Here is a 12,941-nt window from a genome sequence, read left to right as displayed (position 1 = left end):
CACAAACATTTGGAGATCATGTGAACGCGGCGGGCCGGGACATATGAAATCTCTATGATTGCGGTGACGTGTGCACGCCCGGCGGCCACAATGAGGGGGTGACGTCTGCGCCGGTCGAGGACCAGGGCCCCCGTCGCGCGATTCTGGGCAAGCTGCCCAGGATGTATTGCGCGGACGGGTCGCCGATCCGCGTCCTGCTCGTCGACGACGAGCGCGCGCTGACCAATCTGGTGAAGATGGCGCTGCGGTACGAGGGGTGGGAGATCGACGTCGCCCACGACGCCGCCGAGGCCGTTGCCGCCTATCGCGCCAACACCCCCGACCTGATGGTGCTGGACATCATGCTGCCCGACATGGACGGGCTCGGCGTGCTGGCGGCGCTGCGCGAGTCCGGTGACTACACCCCGACGCTGTTCCTGACCGCGCGCGACTCCGTCGCCGACCGGGTGACCGGCCTGACCGCCGGTGGCGACGACTATATGACCAAGCCGTTCTCGCTGGAGGAGCTCGTCGCGCGGCTGCGCGGACTGCTGCGCCGGTCGGCCTACCTCACCCCGGCCGATGACGAGTCGCTGTCGGTGGGCGATCTCACGCTCGAGGTCGCCAGCCGCGAGGTGACCCGGGCCGGGGAGCCGGTCGCACTGACCTCCACCGAGTTCGAGCTGCTGCGGCTGCTGATGCGTCATCAACGGAAAGCGTTGACCCGCAACGATATTCTGAGGCAGGTGTGGGATTACGACTTTGGCGGGCGGACCAGCATCGTCGACCTCTACGTGTCGTATCTGCGGAAGAAGATCGACGCGGGCCGCGATCCGCTGATCCACACCGTCCGCGGCGTCGGCTACATGCTGCGGCCCGCCCGATGAAGCGCATCTGGCAGAGCTGGACCCTGTTGCGCCAACTCGTCGTCGGCGTATCGGTGGTCGTGATGGTCGCGCTGGTCTCGGTCGGGACGTTGACGGTGCTGACGATGCGCTCGTCGGTGCTCGGCATCATCGACGACCAGTTGGCCGCCGCGGCCGACGGCACGCTCAGCTCGGTGGCCAAGTACCGCAGCACACCGGGGCCGGAGGGTCAGATGCCCGCGGCGGGCGCGATGAAACCGCTGACGCAGCTGATCGGGCAGGCGCCCGGCAACGTCGTTGCCCTGATCCAGAACGGACAGGTGGTGGACTCGGCCTACTTCGGGGACGGGGATGCGCAGCGCGCGCCGCAGGCCGCGGTCGAGAAGATCGCCGGGCTGTCGTGGTCGGACCCGCACCCGCGCACCGTCGAGTTGCCCGGGCTGGGGTGGTACCGCATGGTCGGGCTGCCCGGCGACGGCGACGAACTCCTGGTCACCGGGGCATCTCGGACCCCCGCGTGGGACGTGATGGTGCGGGAGACCGCGATCGTGTCCGGGATCACCGCGATCGCGCTGCTGATCACCGCGCTGAGCACGGTCGCGATCGTCCGGTTCGCGCTGCGCCCGCTGCGCCGCGTCGCCGCGACCGCGTCGGAGGTGGCGGGCCTGCCGCTGGACCGGGACAACTACGCGATCACGCCGCGCGTCCCGGGCGTCGACACCGATCCGCGCACCGAGGTCGGATCGGTCGGCGACACCCTCAACCGGCTGCTCGACCACGTCGAGCAGGCGCTGGCCGACGTCGCCGCGTCCGACCGGCGGATGCGCCAGTTCATCACCGACGCCAGCCACGAACTGCGCACTCCGCTGGCCGCCATCCTCGGTTACGCGGAGTTGACCCGCCAGGACAGCTCGGTGCTGCCGGAGACCACCGAGTACTCGCTGGCCCGCATCGAGGCCGAGGCGCAGCGGATGCACGCGCTGGTGGCCGATCTGCTGCTGCTTGCCCGCCTCGACGAGGGTCAGGACCGCCAGACCACCGACGTCGACCTCGCCGACCTGGTCGTCGACGCCGTCAACGATGCGGCGGTGTGCGCACCGGAGCACCGCTGGCGGATCTCGGTGCCCGACGACGTGTCCGAGAATGTGGTGAACGTGCTCGGCGACCGGGCCCAGCTGCACCAGATGCTGGCCAATCTGCTGGCCAATGCGCGGGTGCACACCCCGGCGGGCACCACGGTCACCACCACGGTGTCGGCCGCAGCCGGGTACGTCGCGCTGACGGTGGCCGACGACGGTCCGGGGATCGACGCGCAACTGCTGCCGCATCTGTTCGAACGGTTCGTGCGCGCCGACAAGTCCCGGTCGCGGCAGAACGGGAGTTTCGGGCTGGGCCTGGCGATCGTGGCCTCGATCGTCGAGTCGCACGGCGGCACGATCGTCGCCACCTCCGGCTCGGGAGTCACGGCATTCCGCATCCGGCTGCCCGCCGCGCCGGTCGGCGCCGCGCAGCCGGTGTCAGCGTGACCCGACGACGAACCCCGACGGCAGCTCGAGGCGGTGCGCGGCGGGTCCGCCGCAGAGCTCAGCCGTGCCTGGCGCCGATCCAGTGCAGCAGATCGTGCACGGTCTCGTCCTCCAACCGGTAGGCCACCGACCGTCCCGCGCGGGTGCTGTTGACCCAGCCCTGCTGGCGCAGCACCCGAAGCGCCTGCGACACTGCGTTCTCCGACCTGCCCAGCGCGGCGGCGAGGTCGCTGACGCAGATCCCCGGCGCGCGGTGCAGACACAGCAGGATCTCCAGCCGGTGCGGATCCGACACCAGGTCGAACCGCTGCGCCCAGCTCGGCGTGTCCACGTCGGCCAGCGCCGACGACGCCCGCTCGACGAGCTGCTGATCCTCCACACGAGCAATGTAGTCCCCGGCGGACACCCGCCGAGTGCCCGGTGTTGCGGCGTGTCAGCGTGTCCGGGTCAGTCCAGGAAGCCGTGCAGCAGCGCCGCCGACCCCCACACGTGCGCGGCCGCCGTCTCGGCCGCGGCGTCGGCGTCCCCGGCCAGGATGGCCGCCACGATCGCCTCGTGCTGCTCGTCGGAGTGCGCAATGTTGCGGGTCAGCAGCGGAATCCGGTCCAGCATCTCGTTGAGCCGCATCCGGTTCTGCGCGATCATCGGCACCAGCGAGGGCACCCCGGCCGCCTCGGCGATCGCCAGGTGCAAGCGGGAGTCCAGCCGCCGGTAGTCCGCAGGCGCGCACCCCCGCACGTCGAGCAGCCGGGCCGACAGCGCCTCGCGGTCGGTCCCGGTCAGGGTGCGCGTGGCCGCCATCCGCGCCGCGCCGGTCTCCAGGATCTCCCGCAACCGCATCGCGTCGTCGATGTCGGCGCGGCTGAACTCGACGTCGTGGGCGCGCGGGGCCGGCAGTGCGTCGGCGACGAAGGTGCCCCCGTACCGGCCGCGCCGGGACACCAGGTAGCCGGCCTCGGCCAGCGACTTGATCGCCTCCCGCACGGTGTCGCGGCTGACCCCCATCTGCGCGGCGAGCTCCCGCTCAGGGGGCAGCGAGTCACCCGGCCCCAGCACGCCGAGCCGGATGGTCTGCAACAACCGCTCGACGGAGTCCTCGAACGCGTTGAACGGGCGCACCGGACGCAGCAGCGCGTCGCTCGACGTGTGCTCCTCGCGTGCGCGTCCGTGGGCGGCCATCGCGCCTACAGCGGCGTGACGTAGTGGCCGGTGATGCCGCCGTCGACCAGGAAGGTCGACCCGGTGATGAACGACGCGTCGTCGCTGGCCAGGAACGCCACCGCGGAGGCCAGTTCCTCGGGCTCGGCGAACCGTCCCATCGGCACGTGCACCAGCCGCCGGGCGGCACGCTCGGGATCCTTGGCGAACAGCTCCTGCAGCAGTGGGGTGTTGACCGGCCCCGGGCACAGCGCGTTGACGCGGATCCCCTGCCGCGCGTACTGGATTCCGAGTTCGCGCGACATCGCCAGCACACCGCCCTTGGATGCGGTGTAGGAGATCTGCGACGTCGCCGATCCGTTCACCGCGACGAACGACGCGGTGTTGACGATGGACCCCTTCTGCGCGGGCACCATGTGGCGCAGTGCGGCCTTGCAGCAGAAGAAGACCGACTTGAGGTTGATGTCCTGCACCCGGTCCCACGCATCGATCCCGGTGCTCTCGATGAGGTCGTCCTCGGGTGGGCTGATGCCCGCGTTGTTGAACGCGATGTCCACCGAACCGTGCACCTCGAACGCGGTGTCGAAGAGGTTGTCCACCGCGACCTGGTCCGACACGTCGACCTGGACGAAGGTGACGTTCAGGTCGTCGGCGACCGACTTGCCGGTCTTCTCGTCGAGATCCCCGATCACCACGATGGCGCCTTCGGCGCGCATCCGCTTGGCGGTGGCCAGCCCGATACCGCTTGCGCCACCGGTGATCACAGCCACCTTGTCCTTGAGGCGCTGGCTCAGGTCCATCTAGTTCTCCTCTACTGCGAAAAAGACATTCTTGGTCTCGGTGAACGACAGCGGGGCGTCCGGGCCGAGTTCGCGACCCAGCCCGGACTGCTTGAACCCGCCGAACGGCGTGCTGTAGCGCACCGACGAATGCGAATTGACCGACAGGTTGCCGGCTTCCACCGCTCGCGACACCCGCATCGCGCGGGACAGGTTCTCGGTCCAGATGGAGCCGGACAGACCGTACACGGTGTCGTTGGCCAGCGCGATCGCGTCGGCTTCGTCGTCGAAAGGGAGCACGGAGACCACCGGGCCGAAGATCTCCTCGGTCACGGTGCGGTCGCCGCGCTCGGGCATCAGCACCGTCGGCGGGAACCAGAATCCCGGTCCCGACGGCGCGTTGCCGCGGAAGGCCACCGGGGCGTCGTCCGGGACGAACGAGGACACCGAGGTCCAGTGCGCCTTGGACACCAGCGGGCCCATCTCGGTGCCCTCAGAGCTCGGGTCACCGACCACGACACCCTTGACGGCCGGCTCCAACAATTCCATGAACTTGTCGAAGACAGTGCGCTGCACCAAGATCCGGCTGCGTGCGCAGCAGTCCTGGCCCGAGTTGTCGAACACCCCGTACGGCGCGGTGGCCGCGGCGCGCTCCAGGTCGCAGTCGTCGAAGACGATGTTGGCGCTCTTGCCGCCGAGTTCCAGGGTGACGCGTTTGACCTGCTTCGCGGCGCCGGCCATCACCCGGGTGCCCACCTCGGTAGATCCGGTGAACACGATCTTGCGGACGTCGGGGTGGCTGACGAAGCGCTCCCCGACCACCGACCCGCGTCCCGGCAGGACCTGGAAAAGGTCTGCGGGCAAACCGGATTCGACGGCCAGCTCGCCGAGGCGCATGGTGGTCAGCGGGGTCCACTCCGCCGGTTTGACCAGCACCGCGTTCCCAGCCGCCAGCGCGGGGGCGAAGCCCCAGGCCGCGATCGTCATCGGGAAGTTCCACGGGGTGATCACCCCGACCACGCCGAGCGGTTCGTTGAACGTCACGTCCAGCCCACCGGCAACCGGAATCTGCTTGCCCGACAACCGTTCCGGCGCCGCCGAGTAGTACTGCAGCACGTCGCGGACGTCGGCCGGCCTCCCACCGGGCGTTGCCGATCGGGTGTCCGGAGTTGGCGACCTCCAGCTGCGCGAGTTCCTCGACGTGGGCGTCGACGATCGCGGCGAAGGCACGCAGCGCGGCAGCCCGTTCAGCGGGGGCCTGTGCGGCCCACCGGCGCTGGGCCGCCCTGGCCCGGGCCACCGCGTCGTCGACACCGGCCTCGTCGGTGTGTTCGACGGTGCGCAGCACCTCCTCGGTCGCCGGATTGACGACCTCGCTTGCCGTTGCCTGACTCATCTGCTCACTTTCTGTCTCTTGTGGCCGGCGTAGCCGGCCGCGGCGCCGACCAGTCCGGCGAACAGCCGTAGGTCGTCGAGTCGTTCCTCGGGGTGCCACTGCACCGCCACCACCCAGTGGTCCGGGTACCGCGCGGCGTCGATCTCCACGGCCTCGATCACCCCGTCGGCGGTGTCCGACGCGCTGACGACCAGGCCGTCGCCGACCCGGTCGATGGCCTGGTGGTGATAGCACTGCGCCTGCGTGTCGGATCCGACCAGGGCCGCCAGCCGGGTACCGGGCACGGTGGCGATCGAGGAGGTGCTGAACACCGCGTTGCCCTGCTGGTGGCGGGTGTGGCCGACGACGTCGGGCAGGTGCTGGTGCAGCGTGCCCCCCAGCGCGACGTTGAGCACCTGCGCGCCCCGGCAGATGCCCAGCACCGGTACGCCACGCCGCAGTGCGGCTCGGACCAGCGCGAACTCGAACGCGTCGCGGGTGCGGCCGTCCGGCACCAGTGGGTCGGTGGCCGGGTGCGGCTGCGCTCCGTAGGCGGCCGGTTCGACATCGCGCCCGCCGGTGATGATCAGGCCGTCCAGACCGTCGAGGACCCGTTCGGCGATCGCGTCCTCGACCGGTTGGGGCGGCAGCAGCGTGGCGATCCCGCCCGCCATCCCGACACCCTCGAAGTAGATGGCAGGCAGGAAGCTGGCCCGCACGTCCCACACCCCGGTCCGCGCCTGTTGCAGATAGGTGGTCAGACCGATCACGGGACGCACGTCAGAGGCGTTCAAAACCACGTCTCCTCTCCCAGTCCGTGACCGTGGCGTTGAAGGCCTTCAGTTCGACCGCCGCGTAGTTCAGGTAGTGGTCGATCACGTCGTCGCCGAACGCCTCGCGCGCGATCGTGGACTTGTCCAACACCTCGGCGGCCTCGGCCAGCGTGGTCGGCAGCCGGTCGGCGCCGCTGGTGTAGGCGTTGCCCTCGACGGGGTCTTCGAGTTCCAGTTCGTTGTCGATGCCGTACAGACCGCCGGCGATCAGCGCCGCCACCGCCAGATACTGGTTGACGTCCCCGCCGGGCGCACGGTTCTCCACCCGCATGCCGTGGCCGTGGCCGACGACCCGCAGTGCGCAGGTGCGGTTGTCGGTTCCCCAGGCCACCGCGGTCGGCGCGAAGCTTCCTTCGGCGAATCGCTTGTACGAGTTGATGTTCGGCGCATAGAACAGCGTGAAGTCGCGCAGCGTGGCCAGCTGGCCGGCGATGAAGCTGCGGAACATCGGCGACATGCCCAGCGGGTCGGAGTCGTCGGCGAACACCGCCGATCCGTCCTTGCCCCGGAACGAGATGTGGATGTGGCAGCTGTTTCCTTCACTCTCGTCGAACTTCGCCATGAACGTCAGGCTCTTGCCGTGCTGGTCGGCGATCTCTTTGGCGCCGTTCTTGTAGATCGTGTGGTTGTCGCAGGTGACCAGCGCCTCGTCGTACCGGAATCCGATCTCCTGCTGGCCCAGGTTGCATTCGCCCTTGACCCCTTCGCAGAACATGCCCGCGCCGTCCATCCCCAGCCGGATGTCGCGCAGCAGCGGTTCCATCCGGGTCGAGGCGTGCATGGCGTAGTCGATGTTGTAGTCGGTCGCGGGCCGCAGGTTCCGGTACCCGGCGGCCCACGCCTCACGGAAACCGGTGTCGAACACCATGAACTCGAGTTCGGTGGCGGTCACCGCCTCCAGCTTGCGTTCGGCCAGCCGATCCAGCTGGGAGCGCAGGATGCTGCGCGGGGCCTGCGTAACTCGCTTGCCGTCGGTCCACGACAGGTCGGCCATCACCAGTGCGGTGGCCGGGAGCCAGGGCACGCGGCGCAGGGTGGACATGTCGGGCGTCATCACCATGTCGCCGTAACCGGTCTCCCAGCTCGAGATCGCATAGCCGTCGACGGTGTTCATGTCGACGTCGACCGCCAGCAGGTAGTTGCAGCACTCCGCGCCGTGCTCGGCGACTTCCTCGACGAACAGCCGGGCCGAGATCCGCTTGCCGGTGAGCCTGCCCTGCATGTCGCAGAACGCGACGATGACGGTGTCGATGTCGCCGCCTGCGACCAGTGATTCCAGATCCGCCTTCGACAGCATTCCGCGTTTGGTCATCGAGCCTGCCCTTCCCTACGGTTCTGTCTCCTACATGTGCAGATCAGATTTCCACGTCTAAAGGTAGGGCACCAGACCAATAAACGATCCCGCTGTGACGAGCGTCTCGATCTTGATCGGTCCACCCGGGTTTGGCAGATTGACGCACGGGTAATCACGACCGCGCCGCCGGGCCCGGCATCCGGCGGCCCGTTGATCAACTGATCGCAGAGCCGTCACAGAGTAGGGTCGACAACGTGTGTGGAGCCACCGGCGAGGTGCGCCTCGACGGAACAACCCCGAATATCAGCGCTGTCGCGGCGATGGCCGAAGTCCTGGTCCCGCGCGGGCCGGATGCCGCAGGTGCGTGGTCGCAGGGCCGGGTCGCCCTCGGCCATCGGCGGCTGAGGATCATCGACCTCACCGAGGCCGGCGCCCAGCCGATGGTCGACTCCGAGCTCGGCCTCACCGTGGCGTGGAACGGCTGCATCTACAACTACGAGCAGCTGCGCGACGAACTGGCCGGCCAGGGCTACCGCTTCTTCTCCCACAGCGACACCGAGGTGCTGCTCAAGGCCTACCACCACTGGGGTGACCGCTTCGTCGACCACCTCAAGGGCATGTTCGCGTTCGCCATCGTCGAACGCGACAGCGGCCGCGTGCTGCTGGGCCGTGACCGGCTGGGCATCAAGCCGCTCTACCTGAACCGCGGCACCGACCGGATCCGGTTCGCGTCCTCGCTGCCCGCCCTGCTGGCCGGCGGAGAGGTCGACACCCGCATCGATCCGGTCGCGCTGCACCACTACATGACGTTCCACTCCGTGGTACCCGCGCCGCGCACGATCCTGCGCGGCATCGAGAAGCTGCCCCCGGCCTCGCTGATGGCGATCGAGCCGGACGGCCGGGTCGTCACCACCACCTACTGGGAGCCCGACTTCACCCGCCGCGAGGACCGCGCCGACTGGTCCGAGAAGGACTGGGAAGACGCAGTGCTGGAGTCGCTGCGGGTCGCGGTCAAGCGCCGCCTGGTGGCCGACGTGCCGGTGGGCTGTCTGCTGTCCGGCGGGGTGGACTCCAGCCTGATCGTCGGCCTGCTCGCCGAGGCCGGCCAGCACGGGCTGAAGACGTTCTCGATCGGTTTCGAGTCGGTCAACGGGGTCAAGGGCGACGAGTTCAAGTACTCCGACATCATCGCCGAGCGTTTCGGCACCGACCACCACCAGATCCGCATCGACACCGCGCGGATGCTGCCCGCCCTCGACGGCGCGATCGCCGCGATGAGCGAGCCGATGGTCAGCCACGACTGCGTGGCGTTCTATCTGCTCAGCCAGGAGGTCGCCAAGCACGTCAAGGTGGTGCAGTCCGGTCAGGGCGCCGACGAGGTGTTCGCCGGCTATCACTGGTACCCGCCGATGGGCGCGCCCGGCGCGGCGTCGGTCGAGGGTTCGGTGGCCAGTTACCGGGCCGCGTTCTTCGACCGCGACCAGGCCGGTTACGCCGACATCGTCTCCCCTGCCTACCTGACCGCCGACGATCCCAGCGAGCTGTTCGTCACCGAGCACTTCGCCCGCCCGGGCGCGCAGACCGGCGTGGACCGCGCGCTGCGCCTGGACACCACGGTGATGCTCGTCGACGACCCGGTCAAACGCGTCGACAACATGACGATGGCGTGGGGGCTGGAGGGCCGCGTGCCGTTCCTCGACCACGATCTCGTCGAGCTGGCAGCCACCTGCCCGCCGCAGTACAAGACCGCGCACGAGGGCAAGGGCGTGCTCAAACAGGCCGCCCGCCAGGTCATCCCGTCCGAAGTGATCGACCGCCCGAAGGGCTACTTCCCGGTGCCGGCGCTGACCCATCTGGAGGGCCCGTACCTGGACATGGTGCGCGACGCGCTCTACGACCCGGCGGCCAAGGAGCGCGGTCTGTTCCGGCCGCAGGCGGTGGAGCGGCTGCTGGCCGATCCCAACGGCAGGCTGACCCCGCTGCGCGGCAACGAGCTGTGGCAGATCGCGCTGCTCGAACTGTGGCTGCAGCGGCACGGCATCAACGGGCCGGCCGCATGACGGCAGACCCCTCCGCGGACAACACCGAAGGCATCACCCTCGCGCTGCACGAGGCGGCCACGCCTCGCCTGCTCGACACCATGGCCGACGACGTCGTCCTCGAACTCGGTTGGGGCCGACTGATCTTCGGGCAGACCTTCGCCGACCCCGAACACCTGGCCGACGTACTGCGCCAGGAGGGCCAGGGCCGGCGCGACATCTGCATCTATGCGCGCGAACCCCACGTCCTGGTGTCCCGGGCGCCCGCCGAGCTGTTCATCGACCCGAGCCACACCTACCGGCTCCGGTTCGCCGAGACCGAGACCGCCGCCAAGGCGCCCAACGGATTCCACGTCCGGAGCCTGCAGGGCCGCGAGGACGCCGACGAGATGAACCGGGTCTATGTGCGCTGCGGCATGGTGCCCGCACCGACCGACGTCATCTGGGAGAACCACCAGGGTCAGCCCGCGGTCGACTACCTGGTCGCGGTCGGCGACGACGGCTCCGTGCTGGGCACCGTCACCGGCGTCGACCACCGCGAGCTGTTCGCCGATCCCGAGCACGGGTCGAGCCTGTGGACCCTGGCGGTCGACCCGGCCGCCGCGCTGCCCGGTGTCGGCGCCGCGCTGACCCGCAGTCTGGCCGAGCTCTACCGGGACCGTGGCCGCGCGTACATGGACCTGTCGGTCACCCACGACAACAACGCCGCGATCGCACTGTACGAGAAGCTCGGTTTCCACCGGGTGCCGGTGATGGCGGTCAAACGCAAGAACGCGATCAACGAGCCGCTCTACACCCATGCGCCGGAGACCGTCGAGGATCTCAACCCGTACGCGCGGATCATCGCCGACGAGGCCCTGCGGCGCGGCATTTGGGTCGAGGTGCTCGACGCCGAGTCCGGCGAGATGCGGCTGTCCCACGGCGGCCGCAGCGTGGTGACGCGGGAGTCGTTGTCCGAGTACACCTCCGCGGTCGCGATGGCCCGCTGCGACGACAAACGCCTGACCCGGCGCATCGTCTCGGAAGCGGGCATCACGGTACCGAAGGGCCGGCTGGCCACCTTCGACGAGGCCGACCACGAGTTCCTGGCCGAGGTCGGTGACGTCGTGGTCAAACCCACCCGCGGCGAGCAGGGCAAGGGCATCACCGTCGGGGTGGACGGCCCCGCCGAACTCGACGCCGCACTGGCCCGCGCTCGCGAGCAGCACCCCGAGGTGCTGATCGAACAGCGGGCCGACGGCGACGACCTGCGTCTGGTGGTGATCGACGGCAAGGTGGTGGCCGCCGCGCTGCGGATGCCGGCCGAGATCACCGGGACCGGTCAGCACACGATCGGCGAGTTGATCGAGACGCAGAGCCGGCGGCGCGCGGCCGCCACCGGTGGCGAGTCGCTCATCCCGATGGACGTGGTGACCGAGACGACGGTCCGCGAGGCCGGCTACTCGTTCGACGACGTGCTGCCCGAGGGCGAGCGCCTCCGGGTCCGCCGGACGGCGAACCTGCACCAGGGCGGCACCATTCACGACGTCACCGCGATCGTGCACCCCGAGCTGTGCCGTGTCGGCGTCGCGGCCGCCGAGGCGATCGGCGTCCCGGTCACCGGCATCGACCTGCTCGTGCCCGATGTGACCCAGCCGGAGTACGTGTTCATCGAGGCGAACGAGCGGCCGGGGCTGGCCAATCACGAGCCGCAGCCGACCGCGGCGGCGTTCGTCGATTTCCTGTTCCCGGGCCAGCCCGGCCTGCCTCAGGCCTGGACCCCGGACGAGGTGCCCTCCCCCGAAGCGTGACGGCCTACCAGGTGCTGGTGCGCATCACGATCTCGGCGGCCAGCTGGGCGGTCGAGTCGGCGGCGTTGCGCCGGCCCAGCAGGTCGACGATGCGGTATTCGCCGTACACGTAACGCTGGCTGGCCTTGGCGACTGCGCGCGCGGCGCTGGTGCTGACCAGTGCGGTGGTGTTGAGTTCCACCGGCGGGCAGTGCTCGTCGCGGACCGCACCGCTGAGATCGGCCACCTTCGGGTGCCCCCGGTCGATCACCACCAGACCGATGAACCGGTCCAGTCGGGTGGCGGCCAGCTCCCACGCCAGCTCGCCGCCGGCCCTGTCCCCCACGAGCAGCGCCCAGCGGACGTCGAGCGCATCCAGGATGCCGACGACGCCCTTGGCGGTCAGCCGCGGATCGGGGCCGATCACCACGGTTTTCAGTGAAGCGGTGTGCAGGCGCTGGCAGATGCCCTCGTACGCGGCCGGTGATTGCTGGGCCGCGCCGAGCAGCACCACGGCCGAGCCCTTCTCCGGGCCTGCGACCTCGACGAGCACGCCGAAGCCGTCGACAGTGACCATGGGGGAAGGCATTGCGCCACGCTACAGTGCACTGCCGCGTCGCCGGGGCTGTTTGCGTCCGGTCGGCTGCGGCGTCAATCCGATTGCGCGCGTTCGGCCTGCCTGCCGGTGACCTCCAGAAAGGTCTGCGGCAGCGTGCCTTTGACCGATATCGACTCGTCGGTAGTCGGGAACGCGATCCCGAACACGGCCATGTCGCCGACGTTCTCGAACGCGAAGTACACGCTGGCGTCCTCGCCGCGCAGCCGCATCGTCTGCCGGTAGAGCAGCGCGTCGCTGCGTGGCGCCGGCAGCCGTGTGGTCGTCACCGGGATGCCCGGGTCGCTCGGCTCGAAGAACGTCTCGTATTCGGCGCACCGTTGCGCGGTCTCGGCCAGCTGCTCCAGATCCAGCTGCCACGTCAGCAGGGTGATCACCATCCGGGCGCCGTCGTAGGCGACGACGTACTCGGCGGCGCTGCCCGGTCCCCATTCCGCGGTCACCGCGATGTCGCGGGTCAGCGCGTCGGCACAGCCTTCCGGCCGGGACAGCATCGGCGTCGGACGTTCGACGTTGCCCTCGCCGGGCTGATTGACGGTGCGCTGGTAGCGCACACCGGGCGGGAAGTCGGCCTCGGCGAGCACGACGCGCTCCAGCCGGGTGCCCGGCCACGTGGCGGTACCGGTGACCGCATGCCCGCACCCGGCGAGCAGACAGCCTGCAAGCAGCACCGCGACCCACCCGCGCCTGCTCATCTGGTCAGGCTA

General features: G+C 69.6%; 11 protein-coding genes and 1 pseudogene. 4 read left to right on the top strand and 8 right to left on the bottom strand.

Annotated features, from left to right (window positions below):
* Positions 1-161: 161 nt before the first annotated feature.
* A complete protein-coding gene (locus C6A87_RS10705; RefSeq protein ID WP_396837086.1) occupies positions 162-866 on the top strand; it encodes a response regulator transcription factor in 705 nt (234 codons plus the stop codon).
* Complete coding sequence (locus C6A87_RS10700) at positions 863-2,371, top strand: HAMP domain-containing sensor histidine kinase (protein WP_311117200.1); 1,509 nt, start codon at positions 863-865, stop codon at positions 2,369-2,371. The genes C6A87_RS10705 and C6A87_RS10700 overlap by 4 nt, the downstream gene beginning before the upstream one ends.
* A 58-nt stretch (positions 2,372-2,429) precedes the next feature.
* On the opposite strand, the gene C6A87_RS10695 is transcribed toward C6A87_RS10700, so the two are convergent.
* From C6A87_RS10695 to C6A87_RS10670, 6 genes and pseudogenes are all read right to left on the bottom strand, one after another.
* Positions 2,430-2,750: an ArsR/SmtB family transcription factor gene (locus C6A87_RS10695; protein ID WP_396837037.1), complete on the bottom strand. Its 321-nt coding sequence runs from the start codon at positions 2,748-2,750 to the stop codon at positions 2,430-2,432.
* 68 nt (positions 2,751-2,818) lie between these two features.
* Positions 2,819-3,550 carry a GntR family transcriptional regulator gene (locus tag C6A87_RS10690; RefSeq protein WP_311117199.1) on the bottom strand — a complete coding sequence of 244 codons (732 nt, stop codon included), beginning with the start codon at positions 3,548-3,550 and terminating at the stop codon, positions 2,819-2,821.
* Positions 3,551-3,555: 5 nt separating this feature from the next.
* Positions 3,556-4,329, bottom strand: a complete 774-nt coding sequence (locus tag C6A87_RS10685; RefSeq protein ID WP_311117198.1) for a 3-oxoacyl-ACP reductase — start codon at positions 4,327-4,329, stop codon at positions 3,556-3,558.
* Positions 4,330-5,704, bottom strand: a pseudogene (locus C6A87_RS10680) (aldehyde dehydrogenase family protein).
* On the bottom strand, positions 5,701-6,477 hold the full coding sequence (locus tag C6A87_RS10675) for a gamma-glutamyl-gamma-aminobutyrate hydrolase family protein (protein WP_311117197.1): 777 nt from the start codon (positions 6,475-6,477) through the stop codon (positions 5,701-5,703). The pseudogene C6A87_RS10680 and the gene C6A87_RS10675 overlap by 4 nt, the downstream one beginning before the upstream one ends.
* Positions 6,464-7,828 carry a glutamine synthetase family protein gene (locus tag C6A87_RS10670; protein ID WP_311117196.1) on the bottom strand — a complete coding sequence of 455 codons (1,365 nt, stop codon included), beginning with the start codon at positions 7,826-7,828 and terminating at the stop codon, positions 6,464-6,466. The genes C6A87_RS10675 and C6A87_RS10670 overlap by 14 nt, the downstream gene beginning before the upstream one ends.
* A gap of 236 nt (positions 7,829-8,064) precedes the next feature.
* Between C6A87_RS10670 and C6A87_RS10665 the strand changes: the two genes are divergently transcribed.
* Together C6A87_RS10665 and ngg are read left to right on the top strand one after the other, a co-directional pair.
* Entirely contained in the window at positions 8,065-9,870 is a 1,806-nt protein-coding gene (locus tag C6A87_RS10665; RefSeq protein WP_311117195.1) for an N-acetylglutaminylglutamine amidotransferase, read from the top strand.
* Positions 9,867-11,639, top strand: a complete 1,773-nt coding sequence (gene ngg, locus C6A87_RS10660; protein ID WP_311117194.1) for an N-acetylglutaminylglutamine synthetase — start codon at positions 9,867-9,869, stop codon at positions 11,637-11,639. Before C6A87_RS10665 ends, ngg begins: the two co-directional genes overlap by 4 nt.
* 4 nt (positions 11,640-11,643) lie before the next feature.
* Here ngg and C6A87_RS10655 read toward each other — a convergent pair whose 3' ends face one another.
* Positions 11,644-12,207: an alpha/beta hydrolase gene (locus tag C6A87_RS10655; RefSeq protein ID WP_311117193.1), complete on the bottom strand. Its 564-nt coding sequence runs from the start codon at positions 12,205-12,207 to the stop codon at positions 11,644-11,646.
* 62 nt (positions 12,208-12,269) lie between these two features.
* Positions 12,270-12,929 (bottom strand): hypothetical protein, encoded by a 660-nt coding sequence (locus tag C6A87_RS10650; RefSeq protein WP_311117192.1) that lies wholly within the window; start codon positions 12,927-12,929, stop codon positions 12,270-12,272.
* Positions 12,930-12,941: the final 12 nt, after the last annotated feature.

This window comes from Mycobacterium sp. ITM-2016-00317, assembly GCF_002968295.1.
Classification (GTDB): Bacteria; Actinomycetota; Actinomycetes; order Mycobacteriales; family Mycobacteriaceae; genus Mycobacterium.
This window is presented reverse-complemented; position numbering and strand designations above follow the sequence as displayed.